At 58.5% G+C, this 15,390-nt stretch carries 15 protein-coding genes; 7 read left to right on the top strand and 8 right to left on the bottom strand.

Annotation, left to right across the window (positions count from 1 at the left end; translation table 11 throughout):
* Nucleotides 1-3: 3 nt before the first annotated feature.
* The 4 genes from mdtD to yccS all read left to right on the top strand — a co-directional run bounded on the left by mdtD (nt 4) and on the right by yccS (nt 6,627).
* Entirely contained in the window at nt 4-1,431 is a 1,428-nt protein-coding gene (gene mdtD, locus TU75_RS03020) for a multidrug transporter subunit MdtD (RefSeq protein ID WP_015373151.1), read from the top strand.
* A gap of 134 nt (nt 1,432-1,565) precedes the next feature.
* Nucleotides 1,566-2,903: an ATP-dependent RNA helicase DbpA gene (gene dbpA, locus TU75_RS03015; RefSeq protein ID WP_231982056.1), complete on the top strand. Its 1,338-nt coding sequence runs from the start codon at nt 1,566-1,568 to the stop codon at nt 2,901-2,903.
* A 146-nt stretch (nt 2,904-3,049) separates the two neighbouring features.
* Complete coding sequence (locus tag TU75_RS03010; RefSeq protein WP_003234492.1) at nt 3,050-4,228, top strand: BaiN/RdsA family NAD(P)/FAD-dependent oxidoreductase; 1,179 nt, start codon at nt 3,050-3,052, stop codon at nt 4,226-4,228.
* Nucleotides 4,229-4,443: 215 nt separating this feature from the next.
* Nucleotides 4,444-6,627 (top strand): YccS family putative transporter, encoded by a 2,184-nt coding sequence (yccS, locus tag TU75_RS03005; protein WP_060548163.1) that lies wholly within the window; start codon nt 4,444-4,446, stop codon nt 6,625-6,627.
* A gap of 93 nt (nt 6,628-6,720) precedes the next feature.
* On the opposite strand, the gene TU75_RS03000 is transcribed toward yccS, so the two are convergent.
* The gene (locus TU75_RS03000) at nt 6,721-7,458 is read right to left on the bottom strand and encodes a substrate-binding periplasmic protein (RefSeq protein ID WP_003234496.1); all 738 of its coding nucleotides are present in this window, start codon (nt 7,456-7,458) and stop codon (nt 6,721-6,723) included.
* 200 nt (nt 7,459-7,658) lie between these two features.
* Between TU75_RS03000 and TU75_RS02995 the strand changes: the two genes are divergently transcribed.
* Nucleotides 7,659-8,111 (top strand): GNAT family N-acetyltransferase, encoded by a 453-nt coding sequence (locus TU75_RS02995; protein WP_060548162.1) that lies wholly within the window; start codon nt 7,659-7,661, stop codon nt 8,109-8,111.
* A gap of 32 nt (nt 8,112-8,143) precedes the next feature.
* Here TU75_RS02995 and TU75_RS02990 read toward each other — a convergent pair whose 3' ends face one another.
* Genes TU75_RS02990 through TU75_RS02980 form a run of 3 tightly spaced genes read right to left on the bottom strand, consistent with a single transcriptional unit; the run spans nt 8,144 to nt 11,107 of the window.
* Complete coding sequence (locus TU75_RS02990) at nt 8,144-8,440, bottom strand: winged helix-turn-helix domain-containing protein (protein WP_060548161.1); 297 nt, start codon at nt 8,438-8,440, stop codon at nt 8,144-8,146.
* Nucleotides 8,441-8,457: 17 nt separating this feature from the next.
* On the bottom strand, nt 8,458-8,958 hold the full coding sequence (locus tag TU75_RS02985) for a M48 metallopeptidase family protein (RefSeq protein ID WP_003234503.1): 501 nt from the start codon (nt 8,956-8,958) through the stop codon (nt 8,458-8,460).
* 43 nt (nt 8,959-9,001) lie between these two features.
* Nucleotides 9,002-11,107 (bottom strand): putative bifunctional diguanylate cyclase/phosphodiesterase, encoded by a 2,106-nt coding sequence (locus tag TU75_RS02980; protein WP_015373155.1) that lies wholly within the window; start codon nt 11,105-11,107, stop codon nt 9,002-9,004.
* Between the two features lie 308 nt (nt 11,108-11,415).
* On the opposite strand from TU75_RS02980, the gene TU75_RS02975 reads away from it, so the two are divergent.
* The gene (locus tag TU75_RS02975; RefSeq protein WP_003234508.1) at nt 11,416-12,081 is read left to right on the top strand and encodes a polysaccharide lyase family 7 protein; all 666 of its coding nucleotides are present in this window, start codon (nt 11,416-11,418) and stop codon (nt 12,079-12,081) included.
* Nucleotides 12,082-12,171: 90 nt separating this feature from the next.
* Here the strand turns inward: TU75_RS02975 and TU75_RS02970 are convergent, their stop codons facing one another.
* The 4 genes from TU75_RS02970 to TU75_RS02955 form a co-directional block, all read right to left on the bottom strand.
* The gene (locus TU75_RS02970; protein ID WP_060548160.1) at nt 12,172-12,624 is read right to left on the bottom strand and encodes a hypothetical protein; all 453 of its coding nucleotides are present in this window, start codon (nt 12,622-12,624) and stop codon (nt 12,172-12,174) included.
* A 104-nt stretch (nt 12,625-12,728) separates the two neighbouring features.
* Nucleotides 12,729-13,187 carry a hypothetical protein gene (locus TU75_RS02965; RefSeq protein ID WP_060548159.1) on the bottom strand — a complete coding sequence of 153 codons (459 nt, stop codon included), beginning with the start codon at nt 13,185-13,187 and terminating at the stop codon, nt 12,729-12,731.
* Nucleotides 13,188-13,363: 176 nt separating this feature from the next.
* A complete protein-coding gene (locus tag TU75_RS02960; protein ID WP_060548230.1) occupies nt 13,364-13,765 on the bottom strand; it encodes a hypothetical protein in 402 nt (133 codons plus the stop codon).
* A 270-nt stretch (nt 13,766-14,035) separates the two neighbouring features.
* Nucleotides 14,036-14,485 carry a hypothetical protein gene (locus TU75_RS02955; RefSeq protein ID WP_060548158.1) on the bottom strand — a complete coding sequence of 150 codons (450 nt, stop codon included), beginning with the start codon at nt 14,483-14,485 and terminating at the stop codon, nt 14,036-14,038.
* Nucleotides 14,486-14,849: 364 nt separating this feature from the next.
* On the opposite strand from TU75_RS02955, the gene TU75_RS02950 reads away from it, so the two are divergent.
* Nucleotides 14,850-15,281, top strand: a complete 432-nt coding sequence (locus tag TU75_RS02950; RefSeq protein WP_015373158.1) for a hypothetical protein — start codon at nt 14,850-14,852, stop codon at nt 15,279-15,281.
* The last annotated feature ends 109 nt before the right edge of the window (nt 15,282-15,390 follow it).

Below are 15,390 nucleotides of genomic sequence, written 5' to 3'. Positions count from 1 at the left end.
GCCATGCCGACCCGCGCTCCTCTCGATGCCAAGACCGCTCGCTGGCTGCCCTGGGTGGTGGCGATTGCCTTCTTCATGCAGTCGCTGGACGGGACGATTCTCAACACGGCCTTGCCGGCCATGGCGCAGGACCTCGCGGAAAACCCACTGCGCATGCAAGGGGTGGTGATCGCCTACATGCTCACCGTCGCCTTGCTGATCCCGGCGTCGGGCTGGATCGCCGACCGCTTCGGCACCAAGAAAATCTTCTTCGGCGCCATCATGCTGTTCAGCATCGGCTCGCTGCTGTGCGCGCTGTCCAGCAGCCTGAGCATGCTGGTGGGCGCGCGGGTCGTGCAGGGCCTGGGCGGCGCGCTGATGCTGCCGGTCGGCCGGCTGGTGGTGCTGCGCGCCTACCCGCGCTCCGAGCTGGTGCGGATCATGGGCTTCATCACGATTCCCGGCCTGCTCGGTCCGCTGCTCGGCCCGACCATGGGCGGCTGGATGGTGCAATACATGACCTGGCACTGGATCTTTCTGATCAACCTGCCGGTGGGCATCATTGGCTGCTTCGCCGTGTGGAAATTCATTCCTGACCTGCGCGGCAGCGAGCGCACGCGCTTTGACAGCATGGGCTTTGTGCTGTTTGGCGCGGCGATGGTGCTGATCACCATTGCGATGGAAGGCCTGGGCGAACTGCACCTGCCGCACCTGCGTGTGATGCTGCTGCTGTTCGGCGGGCTGGCCTGCCTGGCGGCATACTGGCTGCGCGCCGGGCATATCGAGAACCCGCTGTTTTCGCCGGTGCTGTTCAAGACTCGCACCTTTGCCGTGGGCATTCTCGGCAACCTGTTCTCACGCCTGGGCAGCGGCGCCCTGCCCTTTCTGGTGCCGCTGCTGCTGCAGGTGGCGCTGGGTTATTCGCCGTCCCAGGCCGGCATGAGCATGCTGCCCCTGGCAGCGGCGGCGATGTTCGCCAAGTCCATCGCGCGGCCGCTGATCGAGCGCCTGGGTTATCGCGTGGTGCTCACCGGCAACACCCTGGCGCTGGGCCTGATGCTGGCGAGCATGGGCCTGGTCAGCGAGCAGACGCCCTACCCGCTGCTGCTGGCCATGCTCGCGGTGTTGGGTGCGATCAACTCGTTTCAATTTACCGCGATGAACACCGTCACCCTGATCGACCTCGATGACGCGCAGGCCAGCAGCGGCAACAGTTTGCTGTCGGTGGTCGCGCAATTGTCCCTGAGCCTGGGTGTGGCCTGTGCTGGTGCGTTGCTCGGCGGGTTCACCGCCGAAGCCGGCAACGACGGCGTGAACACTGTGCTTGGCGCGTTCCAGTTGACCTTCCTCACCGTGGGCGTCATGGCGATGCTGGCGGCGGCGATCTTCCTGCAACTGTCGCCAAGCGACGGCAAGCGGGCGATCAACCGCGAACACGACCTCGAACACTGACGGGCGTCTCGCTCGTCTAGAACTTGCGGGGAAAATCCCACAGGGCTGCTACACTGCGCGACATTTTGTTTTGCAGAGCCAGTCCCGTGACTACCATCGCCACCGCTTTTAATACTTTGCCCCTGTCCGCCGCCATGCTGGCTAACCTCGACTCGCTGGGTTACGTCGAGATGACGCAGATCCAGGCGCAAAGCTTGCCGGTGATCCTCAAGGGGCTGGACCTGATTGCCCAGGCCAAGACCGGCAGCGGCAAGACCGCCGCCTTCGGCATCGGCCTGCTGAACCCGATCAACCCGCGCTACTTCGGTTGCCAGGCGCTGGTGATGTGCCCCACCCGTGAGTTGGCCGACCAGGTCGCCAAGGAAATCCGCCGCCTGGCCCGCGCCGAAGACAACATCAAGGTACTGACCTTGTGCGGCGGCGTGTCCCTCGGCCCGCAGATCGCCTCCCTCGAACATGGCGCCCACGTCATCGTCGGCACGCCGGGGCGCATCCAGCAACACCTGCGCAAGGGTTCGCTGGTGCTGGACGGCCTGAACACGCTGATCCTCGACGAAGCCGACCGCATGCTCGACATGGGCTTCTACGACGCCATCGAAGACATCATCAGCAAGACCCCGCCACGCCGCCAGACCCTGCTGTTCTCGGCCACCTACCCGGTGAGCATCAAGCAACTGGCGTCCAAGTTCATGCGCGCGCCGCAACAGGTGAAGGCCGAAGCGTTCCACTCCGATGACCAGATCGAGCAGCGTTTCTACGAGATCTCGCCGGAAGAACGCATGGACGCCGTGACCAAGGTGCTGGCGCATTTCCGCCCGGCATCGTGCGTGGCGTTCTGCTTTACCAAGCAGCAAGTGCAGGAAACCGTGGATCACCTGACCGCCAAGGGTATTTCCGCGGTTGGCCTGCACGGCGACCTGGAACAGCGCGACCGTGATCAGGTGCTGGCGATGTTCGCCAACCGCAGCACCTCGGTGCTGGTCGCCACCGACGTCGCCGCGCGCGGCCTGGACATCGACGCGCTGGACATGGTGATCAACGTCGAACTGGCCCGCGACTCGGAAATCCATATCCACCGCGTGGGCCGTACCGGCCGCGCCGGTGAGACCGGCATCGCGATCAGCCTGGTGGCGCCGTCCGAAGCACACCGCGCCCAGGCCATCGAGCAACTGCAGAAGTCGCCGCTGAACTGGGACCAACTGGACAACCTCAAGCCACAAGGCGGTGGTCCGTTGCTGCCGCAGATGAGCACCCTGTGCATCGCCGCCGGCCGCAAGGACAAGGTTCGCCCGGGCGACATTCTTGGCGCGCTGACCGGTGACGCGGGTATCCCGGGTGCCCAGGTCGGCAAGATCGCAATCTTTGATTTCCAGGCCTTCGTGGCTGTGGAGCGCGGCATCGCCAAACAGGCGCTGCAGCGCTTGAACGACGGCAAGATCAAGGGCCGCTCGTTGCGCGTGCGTATCCTGTAAGAACAACGAGTTCCTGTTGAAGGGGCCGAATCAATGTGGGAGCTGGCTTGCCTGCGATAGCGGTGGTGAATTCACTACAGCCATCGCAGGCAAGCCAGCTCCCACATTTGATTGCATTTCAAACCATAATTTGTGAGGACATGGCTGTGCGCTCGACCGAAGTTGTGATCATTGGCGCCGGCGCCGCAGGCTTGATGTGCGCACTGACCGCCGCCGGGCGCGGTCGCCAGGTGATGTTGCTGGACCACGCCAACAAGGCCGGCAAAAAGATCCTGATGTCCGGCGGTGGCCGCTGCAACTTCACCAACATGTACACCGAGCCTGCCAACTTCCTCTCGCACAACGCGCACTTCTGCAAGTCCGCGCTGGCGCGCTACACCCAGTGGGATTTCATCGCGCTGGTGGCCAAACACGGCGTGCCGTACCACGAGAAAAAACTCGGCCAGTTGTTCTGCGACAACAAGTCCAGCGACATCCTCGGCATGCTGCTCGACGAATGCATCCAGACCGGCGTGAGCCTGCACCTGGACACCTCGATCGAGACCATCGCCAGGGTCGACAACGGCTATCGGTTGCAGACCACCCTGGGGGAGCTGCACTGCGAATCGTTGGTGATCGCCACCGGCGGCCTGTCGATCCCGACCCTGGGCGCCACCGGCTTTGGCTATCAGGTAGCCAGGCAGTTCGGCCACGAACTGCTGCCAACCCGCGCCGGGCTGGTGCCGTTCACCATCACCGACCAGCTCAAGGAACTGTGCGGCGAGCTGTCCGGTACGTCGGTGGATTGCCTGGTCAGCTGCAACGGCCAGAGTTTTCGCGAGAACATCCTGTTTACCCATCGGGGCCTGAGCGGGCCGGCGATCTTGCAGATTTCCTCGTACTGGGAATCCGGCGACACGGTGGAGATCAACCTGCTGCCCGATCACGACGCGCACACCTGGCTGCAACAGCAACAGACCGAGCGCCCCAACAGCGAGCTAAAAACCCTGCTGGGCGAAATATTCACGAAAAAGATGGCCAACCTGCTGGCCGATACCTGGTTTGTGTCCAAACCGATGAAGCAGTACACCCATGCCGAAATCGCCGACATCGCCAACAAGCTGGGCAACTGGCAATGGGTGCCGGCTGGCACCGAAGGCTATCGCACCGCCGAGGTGACGCTGGGCGGGGTGGACACGCGGGAAGTGTCGTCCAAGACCATGGAGTCCCTGAAAAGCCCGGGCCTGTATTTTATTGGCGAAGTGCTGGACGTGACCGGGCATCTGGGCGGGTTCAACTTCCAGTGGGCCTGGGCGTCCGGCTATGCTGCCGCGCAATACGCCTGACGCCGCTTAAACCTTGAAATGCAAAAAACCTGTGGGAGCTGGCTTGCCTGCGATAGCGATGGTGAATCCAACGCCGCTATCGCAGGCAAGCCAGCTCCCACATTAGATTTGTGGTGCCTGGAAGTTATTTTGCGCAATCGATGTGATCGCTACGCTTGCCCTGGCGTCCTTGATAGCTCAATTTAGCGACATCGCTCTGGAAGACGCCCGACTTCATGTCATCGACCTCGTTCAAGCACTCCCTGCGGCGCCTGTGGGCGCTGGATAAATTCAGCTACAGCATTCGGGTGTTCATCGCCCTCACCGGCAGCATGGCGCTGTGCTGGTATCAGAATGAAATGGCACTGCTGATTCCGCTGTTCCTGGGGATCATCGCCAGCGCCCTGGCCGAGACCGACGACAGTTGGCAGGGCCGCCTCAACGCCCTGGCGGTGACGCTGGTGTGTTTCAGCATCGCCGCGCTGTCGGTGGAGCTGCTCTTCCCCTACCCCTGGTTTTTCGCCATCTCCCTTGCCCTGGCGACGTTTTGCCTGACCATGCTCGGTGCGCTGGGCGAACGCTATGGCGCGATTGCTTCGGCCACGCTGATTCTGTCGGTGTACACCATGATCGGCGTCGACCAGCGCGGTGGTGCGGTCAGCGACTTCTGGCACGAGCCGCTGCTGCTGGTGGCCGGTGCGGCCTGGTATGGCGTGCTGTCAGTGCTGTGGCAGGCGCTGTTTTCCAATCAGCCGGTGCAACAAAGCCTGGCACGGTTGTTTCGGGAATTGGGGCGTTATCTCAAGCTCAAGTCGTCGTTGTTCGAACCGATCCGCCAGTTGGACGTGGAAGCACGCCGCCTGGAACTGGCCCAGCAGAACGGCCGGGTGGTCGCCGCGTTGAACGCCGCGAAGGAAATCATCCTGCACCGCGTGGGCAATGGTCGACCGGGCTCGAAAGTCAGCCGTTACCTCAAGCTGTACTTCCTCGCCCAGGACATCCACGAACGCGCCAGCTCGTCCCACTACCCGTATAACGCGCTGGCCGAGGCGTTCTTCCATAGCGACGTCCTGTTCCGCTGCCAGCGCCTGTTGCGCCAGCAGGGCAAGGCTTGCCAGGCGCTCGGCGAGTCGATCCAACTGCGCCAGCCGTTTATCTATGACGACAGTTTCGCCGAGGCACTCGGCGACCTGAACGCCTCGCTGGAACACCTGCGCCTGCAAAACAATCCGGCCTGGCGCGGACTGTTGCGTTCGCTGCGGGCGCTGGCGGCCAACCTGTCGACCCTCGACCGCCTGCTCGGCGACGCCAGCAACCCCGACGCCCTGGCCGACGCCACCGACAGCAACCTGCTGGACCGAGCGCCGCGCAATCTCAAGGAAATGTGGACACGCCTGCGCACCCAGCTCACGCCGACATCGCTGCTGTTCCGGCATGCGTTGCGTCTGTCCCTGGCGCTGACCATCGGCTACGCCACCCTGCACGCCATTCACGCGTCCCAGGGTTACTGGATCATCCTCACCACGCTGTTTGTCTGCCAGCCCAACTACGGCGCGACGCGGCGCAAGCTCGGCCAGCGGATCATCGGCACGGCCATCGGCCTCACGGTGGCCTGGGCGCTGTTCGACCTGTTCCCCAGCCCCCTGGTGCAATCGATGTTCGCCATCACCGCTGGCCTGGTGTTCTTTATCAACCGCACCACCCGCTACACCCTGGCCACGGCCGCCATCACGCTGATGGTGCTGTTCTGCTTCAACCAGGTGGGCGATGGCTACGGGCTGTTCCTGCCAAGGCTGTTCGACACCTTGCTCGGCAGCCTGATCGCGGGCCTGGCGGTGTTCCTGTTCCTGCCGGACTGGCAGGGTCGGCGCCTGAACAAAGTGCTGGCCAACACCCTGACCTGCAACAGCATCTACCTGCGCCAGATCATGCAGCAATACGCCGCCGGCAAAAGCGACGACCTGGCCTACCGCCTGGCGCGACGCAACGCACACAACGCCGACGCGGCGCTGTCCACCACCCTGGCCAACATGCTGATGGAGCCTGGGCACTTTCGTAAGGAAGCCGATGTGGGGTTCCGCTTTCTGGTGCTGTCGCACACCTTGCTCAGCTATTTGTCGGGGCTGGGCGCGCACCGCGACACCCAACTGCCGGCGCAAATGCGCGAGGCGTTGATCGATAGCGCGGGCAGCAGCCTGGCGGCGAGCATCGATGAGATCGCCAGCGGCCTGGCCGACAAACAACCGATTGCGATTCAGAGCGATGCCGAAGAAGCCCTGGCGGCGCAGCTTGAGCAGATGCCGGACGAGATCGATGAAGGGCAGCGACTGGTGCAGACGCAGTTAGCGTTGATTTGTCGGCAGTTGGGGCCGTTGCGCACGCTGGCGGCGCATTTGATCAAGGATACCCGCGCGGCTTGAATCGCTATCGGGAGCAAGCCCCTCCCACAGTTTGATGTGTGAATACCTTTCAAATGAGGGAGGGGGCTTGCTCCCGATTGGTCCTCAAGAACATTACATTCCGTGCTGTTTCATCAACCGCGCATAACTGCCATCAGCCTTCATTCTGGCAATCTCGCGATCAAATCCCGCCACAATCTGCGCATGCTCGGGATTCTTCAGGCTCACCAGAATATGCAGGCTGTTTTCACTCAGTGGCTTGGGCAGAAACTCCACCGCATTGCGCACCCGCGCCGACTCACGCGCCAGGTAAAAGCGCGCCACGTATTCATCCTCCACCGTCAGCCGCACCCGCTCGGCCGCCAACATGCGCACGGCCATGGCGAAGTTGTGCACCGGGATCTTCTGTAACTGCGTGTCGGCATCGAACGTCGCCGAATACGCATAGCCGCGCACCACCGCGATGGGCGCCTCGTGCAATTGCGCCAGGTTCTCGAACTCGATGGGGTCTTCACGGCGCTTGATGAATCGCACGCGATTGAGTAGGTATTCGGCGGAAAACTGCCCCAACTGCGTGCGCGCCTCGTCATACCAGGCATTGATCAGCACGTCATAACGCCCATCGCCTACGCCCTTGAGCGCGCGGGCCCAGGGCACCTGCTCGAAGTCACTGGCGTAGCCTGCGCGGGCCAGGGCAGTGATGACGATATCGGTGGCCAGACCGCCATTGACCAGCGTGGCGTCGGTAAACGGCGGCCATGCATCCGCAGCCAGGCGCAAGCGCTGCGCACACGCGGGCTGGGCCAGCAACAACACTCCAAATAAAGCAACGGCACGAGAGAATCGCGGCATGCTCAAAATCCTTGGCAGGCAGGCGGTGGCCTTGGCTCAGGGCAGTCCTGAGGTTGTAACAGTAGCTCAGATTACACAAACCAGGCGGTGGTGCATGCAGACAAAGATGGCAAATTGAGGTCACTCACAAAAAAAGACCCTTTAGACACAAACCCGCGCCGCGCTTACTATCGGTCGCAGGCATTTATCGGGATTTCACCATGACAGTGGATTGGCTCTGCAAGCATCACACCGACCTGGGCAAGGAGCAGCTGTACGCCATCCTGCGCCTGCGTTGCGAAGTGTTCGTCGTTGAGCAGCAGTGCGTTTACCAGGACATCGACGGACAGGACCTGGACGGGGACACCCACCATCTGATGGCCTGGAAAGACGATGAACTGATGGCTTATCTGCGCCTGCTTGATCCGCAGCTACAGGGCGGCGATGTGGTCATCGGTCGGGTGATCGTGGCGCCCTCGGCGCGCGGTACGGGACTGGGGCACCAGATGATGAAGGAGACGCTCAGGCAGATTGAGCATATCTGGCCGGATACACCGATTTACCTGTCGGCCCAGGCGCATTTGCAGGGGTATTACGGGCGGTATGGGTTTGTGGCAGAGGGAGAGCAGTATCTGGAGGATGGAATTCCACATCGGGGTATGCGCCGTGCTTGAGGGCGCTATCGGGAGCCCAACCACCGCCGGCTTCAGGGATACCCCAACACCCGCTTGATCGATGCCAGATTTGCTTCAATCCACTTACGGTCTATCGCCCCCCAACTGCGCACCCGATAGCACCCCGCGTGGTTACGGGCGCCGTCTTGCTGCTCGAACTCACACACAATATCCAAATCCGCCAACGCCGCGATCGTGTCCTGAGCCGTGCGCCGGGGCATGCCCGTCACCTCGGTCAACGCCGGCACGCTGCTGGCCTGCCCGCTGTCGATCAGGTAGGCCACGTACAAGCGGCGGTAGAAACTGCTCTTGGTCTTGCTTACGTCCATGGTCGGTTGCCTTGTGGTTAGGGCTTGCCCTGCAAGTCGCGCCAGGTGAGGTACACCCGCAGGTCGAATTCCACCTGATGGTAGCCCGGCATCATGTATTCGCAGAGTTTGTAGAACGCCTTGTTGTGGTCCGATTCCTTGAAGTGCGCCAGCTCGTGCACCACGATCATGCGTAGAAATTCCGGCGCCGCCTCTTTGAACAACGCAGCGATGCGGATCTCTTTCTTGGACTTGAGGTTACCGCCCTGCACCCGCGAAATGGTGGTGTGCAGGCCGAGGGCACGGTGCGTGAGATCCAGACGGTTGTCGAACAGCACCTTGTCGATGGCTGGCGCATTGCGCAGGTGTTCCTGCTTGAGCGCCAGGGCGTACGCATACAGCGCCTTGTCGCTCTGCACGGCGTGGCGTTCGGGATAGCGTTGCTCGAGGTAGGCGCTCAACTGATCCCTGGCGATCAATTGGCGGACTTGTTCCTGGAGGGCCGCAGGGTAGGCCTGGAGGTATTTCAGGGTGGTCATTGAGGTCTGCAACAGGCTTGGAATGGGCGCCAGTGTAGCGAATTCAACGTTGGCAGGCGCGTGCCCAGTCGACGATCTCGTCGGCCATCAAGGGCTTGGATGCCCATGCGCCCTGAATGAACCGGCAGCCATTGGCCTTGAGCCAATCGGCCTGCGCCTGGGTGTCAACGCCCTCGGCCACCACCAGCACGTCGAAATGCGCGCACAACTCGATGATGCTGCGGGCCATCGCCGCATCTCGTGCCGACTCCGGCAGCCGGGCGACCAATTGCGGGTCCAGCTTCAGGGTGTCGAACGCCAGGTCGCGCAGGTGGGCGAGTGAACAGTTGCCTAAACCGAAATCGTCCAGGGCAATCCGTACACCGATGCGGCGCAACAGCTTGAGCTGCTTGATGGACTCTTCAAGGTTGCTCATCAGACTGTCTTCGCTGATTTCCACCTCCAACTGACGGCCATGCAACCCATGTCGGTCAAGGACCTGCTGCAACTGGGTCGCCAAGTTGGGCATATTGAACTGACTGCCGCTCAGGCTCACGCTCAGCACCAGTTCATCGTCGAAGCAGGTATGCCAGGCCTGGCGTTGCGCGGCGACATGCTGGTAAATCCAGGCGCTCAACTGGCTGATCAGCCGCGCCTCTTCCAGCAGCGGCAGGAACAGCCCCGGCGGCACGTCGCCGACGCTCGGGTGCTGCCAGCGCAACAGCGCTTCAACGCCGCGCAGACGACCGTCGTCCAGCGACACCTGAGGCTGGTATACCAGCGTAAATTCCTTGTTGTGGATCGCCGTGCGCACGCTGTCTTCCAACATCAGGCGCGAGCGTGCGCGGCCGTTCATTTCCTGGTCGTAATAGCGATACTGCTGACGCCCCGCGCGCTTGGCTTCGTACATGGCAATGTCAGCCGCGCGCAGCAGGCCGTTCAGGTCAGAGCCACAATCGGGGAACGTGGCAATGCCGATGCTGACCCCAAGCATCACATCCAAACCGTCAACCTGGTGACACACAGATACCCGCTCGATCAGTTGCTCTGAAATCTTGGCCGCCTGCTCCGGGAATTCCAGTTCCAGCAACGCGGTGAATTCATCACCCCCCATGCGCCCGATAAGGTTGCACGAGCCCAGGCACACCTTGATCTGCTCGGACACCCAGCGCAGCACCCGATCACCGGCGTCGTGACCCAACGAATCGTTGACCCGCTTGAACCCGTCAAGGTCCAGGTACAGCAGCACCAGCGACGTCTCACCGCGTTCGCTGCGCAGCAGAATGCTGTCCACCGCCTGTTGAAAGCCGCGGCGGTTCAACAGCCCGGTCAACGGGTCGGTCACGGCCTGGAACTCCAGCTGCTGATGCAGGTGACGCACTTCGGACATGTCCAGCACCGTCACCACCATGGCCTTCTGCTCGACGGGCAGGCGCGCGCAGGACAGCGCCACCGGCACCTGCTGGCCTCGGCTGGTGCGCAGGATGGCGTCGTGCAGGCGCCAGGTTTCGCCGCTGCGATAACCTGCGTACATCTGCGAATCGAGCCAGGCCGGCACATGGGGTTTCTGCAGGAAGCGCAGAAACTCCTGGCCCTGCAGCTCATCCGTCTTGGCATTGAGCAGGCGCGAGATCGCCGGGTTGGCGTACTGGATCACGCCGTCTTCGCCCACCACCAGGATGCCTTCGGCGGCATTGTCGAGCACCGAGGCGTTGAATGCGCGGGCCAGCTCCAGATCATGACTCAGGCGCTGCAGGGCCCGGCGGTTGCGCTGGTGGTCGAGCAACGCCTGGACCTTGGGTTTAAGGATAAGCGGGTCGAAGGGCTTGAACAGGTAGTCGATGCCGCCGCTGGCATAGCCCTCCAGCACGGAGGCCGGTGACTGCGCGTTGGCACTCAGGAAGATGATCGGCGTCATGCAGGTGCGCTGGCTGCCGCGCATCAGCCGGGCGACTTCAAAACCGTCCATGCCAGGCATCTTCACGTCCAGCAGCACCAGGTCGACGTCATGCGCCAACAACAGTCCCAGCGCTTGCACCCCGGAATCAGCGGTTATCACCTGCCAGTCGTCGTGCTGCAACAGCGCGCGCATGCTGACGAGGTTTTCCGGGTAATCATCGACCACCAGAAGAACCGAACTGCCATCGCGGTGGTGTGGAGCGCATTCCATGCTACGTCTCTTCCTTAGGAACTGACCCGGTCACTTCCGACAGAAAACCCGGACAAATACTGAGGCCTCACTCTAGCCTTGGAACCTGCAAATCAGAAGTGACGCAGGTGCCATCATTGCGCCAAAGCCAGGGAAGCCGACTAACGGTCGAGCGCTACACCCCACGGCGTACGGGAACATGGCTTTTTGGTATTCCTTTGACGCCAGAAATTTGCCACAAAATAATTAACAACCTGGTGAGTACCGCCTATAAATAACCTCTGGAGCCCTCGGGCTAAAGCCTTCTCCTTCTTTAAAAGGCCAACACCATGATCGACCTTTCCACCTGGAACCTGAGCATTCCGGTAGGCTCGCCCCCCTCGACCATCGACACGCCCAAGCTGATGAACGGCTTCAAGGATCAATACTTCCAGGCCGAAGGCAGCAACGTGCAATTCTGGACACCGGTGACCGGCACCCGCACCGACAATGCCATCTACCCCCGCAGCGAACTGCGCGAAACCTACGCTGACGGCCGCCTGCGCAACTGGAACTACCCTGACGCCGATAACTTCCTGCGCGCTACCCTGGAAGTGAATCAGGTGCCCTCCAGCGGCAAGGTCGTGATCGGTCAGATCCACGCTTACGACAGCCAAAAACCGCTGATCAAGCTGGAATATCAGTTCAAGGAAAAAACCCAGAGCGGCAACATCGTCGCCAAAGTGCGCATGCGCCCGGATGACGGCGAAAGCCGGGTGATCACCGTCGCCACCAATGTGCCGATGGACAAGAGCTTTACCTACGTCATCAACCTCAATAAAGCCGGGCTGCTGAGCGTGGAGGCTGCGGATGGGCAATGGAACGATCGCATCGGTGCGGCGTGGGGCGCGAAGCCTTTGTATTTCAAGGCGGGGGTGTATGTACAGGACAACAGCGGGGACAGCAAGGAAGGCGCGCGGGTGACATTTGCGAAGTTGGATATTGATCACCAGTGAACTGATTTGCCCCTGGCGACGCCAAGCCTATTCGCGCGTGAGCGCCGGACATGTCCGGTGCTCACGTAGCGCCGCTTCAGAAAATCAACACTATGGCGCCACCAACGTTATCTGTTTTGGTTGAAAAAGATAAATCGTATTAGCGGAAATTGAGGTAAAGGTAGAATTAATCTCAATATCTCCCGGCCCGAGGGTGCGCATTGAGGGCATATCCACGACCACCCTCAGGCTACTCGGGGTGGTGCCAGCTATTACCGTGTATAAATAATTAAAAACCGCCAAAGGATTGCCTGTTGTTATATTTTGAACATTGACCTCCCATGTATCGCCTGCCTGTGGCTTAACCGGCAGTACACTGACGGGCACCTTCAAACCAAAGCCGCCATAATATTGAAACGTCGCATAGGGTTTATTATATAGGGTGTAGGCCACGTTTGATTTATCGGTGGGATCAAACCCTACTTGATCCTCAAGTTTATCCGCAAAAAAGTCCGAATAGTAAGCGTCGGGCTCAACCGAGAGCACTCTGTATTTGAACGGCATCGCGCACCTCACATTGCAGTTGGTTAACTCATGTCTCTTGAAAAAGGCAGCCGTGCGTACCGGACTTGTCCGATGCTCACATTGCCCTCCCCACCCCTACATCACTACGGCATCACCAACGTTAGTTGTTTGGTCGGAAACACATAAACAGTGTTCGTGGCGTTGGATGTAAAAAAAGACTCAATCTCAATAATTCCCGGTCCGAGGGTATACATTCCGGGCCTGATACTTACCCCCGTGGCAAAATACTGCGGCGCGGTGCCAGGATGCACCGTCGACATATGATTAAATATGGCCGAAGGATTACCCGTCGTTATATTTTGCATATCCACGTTCCATGTATCACCCGCCTGCGGATTAACGGGCAACATACCGACGGGCACCCTTAAACTAAAGCCGCCATGGTATTGAAACCTCGCATAGGGTTTATTGTATAAAGTATATGCAACGTTTAGAGGATCTTTATGATCAAACCCGGCATAATCTTCGAGTTCATCCTGAAAATAGTCCGAATAGTAATAGTCAGGCTCATTCGAAAGCAATTTGTATCTGAATGGCATCATGCACCTCACATTACGACGGGGCCAAGATCTCGCCTAGTGCAAATTGATCATATTAGCCCTGCGAGGCAACGCAACTGTCAACCTTGACAGTTGACAACGTCCACTCATTGTCTTCCAGCGAAAAAGGCGCATGATGCCTGTGAGTTTCTTCACAGGCATCATGCGCCTACATCATGTTATTCACTGCACATCAGCATAAAGCCCATGGAAGAATCACCTGCGGGTTTGTTATCACCTACCTTGAGGGTCAGAACGTTAACGTAATTGATAGCGGGCGCACTGCCCAGCTTGGCGTGACCGTAGAAAATGTGATCATTGGAACTGACGTCAATAACCGATACCGTGCAGAAACCCGGTTTTTCTTTAAACGTACCAGGGATAAATCTGACTTTGTAATCTGAAAAATAGTCAGGTTGGGCAGTCAACTTCACCTCCTTTATCCACTGCGGTGATTGCGTGATAATCGTGCCATCTGTATCAATAGACGCCGTGAATATCTGATTTTTTGCGAATACGGGCACAGCCGTAGCCATCGCCAGCAAGGCCATGATTGCGCCAGCAGCTTTGATAAATCTCATCATCAATGTTCCTTTATTGAATGGGGCGTAACGCGTTGTAGCCGCTACCTTAAACCACCCATTCCGGATAAGATCACCGTTTCAAAGACCGTCAGACAAAATAGAAATGACTGCAGGCATTGAGGATTTAAACTTACAAAAGCAATGGAACACCCAAGCCACTTCCCAGCATCACGAGGTTATTTACGTTTGCCAGTCCAGCAGGAGGACACAAAACCGGACCTTGTCCAGCCTTAGCCCTTACGACTCGCTATTCATGAATAGCAAAAACTAAGACAGTATTAAATTTATACTTCCCGGCTGAAAAACATAGACTGCATTAGCAGAATACGATTTAAAATTACAATTGATTTCAATCATACCTGCCCCCAGCGTTCTAATCGCCGGCATATTTAAAAAAACACGCACATCCTGTTTACTGCCAGCATCAATTGTGCCCTTAGCATTAAAGACCGCTGCGGGATCATTCGTCGTGACATTCATAACATCAAAAACCCATTCATCGCCCACACCGGGCTTAACTGGCAATACACTGAAGGGCATCACTAACCCCATCCCCCCCAAATACTTAACTGCCACATCGGTATTGTTATTTGGGGTGCTTGCAGCGTTCAACGTGTTCTCAGGATCGAAATCCATTCCATCTTCGAGTTTGTCCGTATAAAAATCCGAACCATACACATCGAGGGATATCGACAGCAATTTATATTTGAATGGCATCGTACACCTCACACGGTTACTTAAAAAACGCCGTCTGTTGAACGATGATCATAGAAGCCTTACCCTTGAAAACAACTGCCAACCTTGACAGTTGACAAGCCTCATAACACCTACAACTCACAGCCACCGCATGTATTCTGGAAACGTGTGATCATTCGCTTCAAGGCAAATCCGAATAGCACAAAAAGTCCTAGCGTCGCCACTCTCTATTTCTTATAAATCTAGAAACCTGTCATTGTTCACAGGTCATTGACTGCAACGATAACCATACACTCTTGAAAGCGGTTAATAACCTAACACTTATTACTCGTTTCTGACGGCAGACATTCCTGTTACCTCAACCGACTGAGAAGAGAAAGGATCAATGTTCATTACCCCCATCACGGCACACGCAGCGTTTCCTGCATCAGCGGTTATCGATCTATTTCCTCAGTATAAAACACCGTACACCGGCCCTGTTCTAGTGGCCCTCCGACCTAAAATATTAACGACTGCCAGGCTAGATGTATTTGATATCGAGGCTTACCTTCCAAGGTGCATTAGAGCAAATTACACCCTGGAACTCAGACTTGAAAACCTTGCCACTAACACGATCAGTATCCTGACCATCGTCCCGTTGACTGACCGCATTGTTTATGAAGACATGGAACATCAGGGAGGTAAGCATCTAATAAAAAATTTTGATATGCGCAATACGACGTTCTCTCCCGGAGATTACGAATTCAGCTTCGAATTACGAAACGCCTCAAATGCGACGATGGCTGTATCTCTGCCGCAAGCGTATAAAATAACTTAACCCCTTGGCAGCCAACGTCAGCGCCCATTCAGCGACCTCATTAAGACATTGGGCGGCTGCTTATCGAAAAGCACATCCGGAAAACAAAAAAACCCGCCTTCCGGCGGGT

It is taken from the genome of Pseudomonas poae (assembly GCF_001439785.1).
GTDB classification, from domain to species: Bacteria; Pseudomonadota; Gammaproteobacteria; order Pseudomonadales; family Pseudomonadaceae; genus Aquipseudomonas; species Aquipseudomonas poae.
Note: the sequence above shows the minus strand (reverse complement) of the source record. Positions and strands in the feature narration are given on the sequence as shown.

What these genes read in the sequence shown, in the direction of transcription:
- mdtD (WP_015373151.1), top strand. Translation starts at nt 4, where the DNA reads ATGCCGACCCGCGCTCCTCTCGATGCCAAGACCGCTCGCTGGCTGCCC.
- dbpA (WP_231982056.1), top strand. Translation starts at nt 1,566, where the DNA reads ATGCTGGCTAACCTCGACTCGCTGGGTTACGTCGAGATGACGCAGATC.
- yccS (WP_060548163.1), top strand. Translation starts at nt 4,444, where the DNA reads ATGTCATCGACCTCGTTCAAGCACTCCCTGCGGCGCCTGTGGGCGCTG.
- TU75_RS03000 (WP_003234496.1), bottom strand. Translation starts at nt 7,458, where the DNA reads ATGCCGCGATTCTCTCGTGCCGTTGCTTTATTTGGAGTGTTGTTGCTG.
- TU75_RS02995 (WP_060548162.1), top strand. Translation starts at nt 7,659, where the DNA reads ATGACAGTGGATTGGCTCTGCAAGCATCACACCGACCTGGGCAAGGAG.
- TU75_RS02990 (WP_060548161.1), bottom strand. Translation starts at nt 8,440, where the DNA reads ATGGACGTAAGCAAGACCAAGAGCAGTTTCTACCGCCGCTTGTACGTG.
- TU75_RS02985 (WP_003234503.1), bottom strand. Translation starts at nt 8,958, where the DNA reads ATGACCACCCTGAAATACCTCCAGGCCTACCCTGCGGCCCTCCAGGAA.
- TU75_RS02980 (WP_015373155.1), bottom strand. Translation starts at nt 11,107, where the DNA reads ATGGAATGCGCTCCACACCACCGCGATGGCAGTTCGGTTCTTCTGGTG.
- TU75_RS02975 (WP_003234508.1), top strand. Translation starts at nt 11,416, where the DNA reads ATGATCGACCTTTCCACCTGGAACCTGAGCATTCCGGTAGGCTCGCCC.
- TU75_RS02970 (WP_060548160.1), bottom strand. Translation starts at nt 12,624, where the DNA reads ATGCCGTTCAAATACAGAGTGCTCTCGGTTGAGCCCGACGCTTACTAT.
- TU75_RS02965 (WP_060548159.1), bottom strand. Translation starts at nt 13,187, where the DNA reads ATGATGCCATTCAGATACAAATTGCTTTCGAATGAGCCTGACTATTAC.
- TU75_RS02960 (WP_060548230.1), bottom strand. Translation starts at nt 13,765, where the DNA reads ATGAGATTTATCAAAGCTGCTGGCGCAATCATGGCCTTGCTGGCGATG.
- TU75_RS02955 (WP_060548158.1), bottom strand. Translation starts at nt 14,485, where the DNA reads ATGCCATTCAAATATAAATTGCTGTCGATATCCCTCGATGTGTATGGT.
- TU75_RS02950 (WP_015373158.1), top strand. Translation starts at nt 14,850, where the DNA reads ATGTTCATTACCCCCATCACGGCACACGCAGCGTTTCCTGCATCAGCG.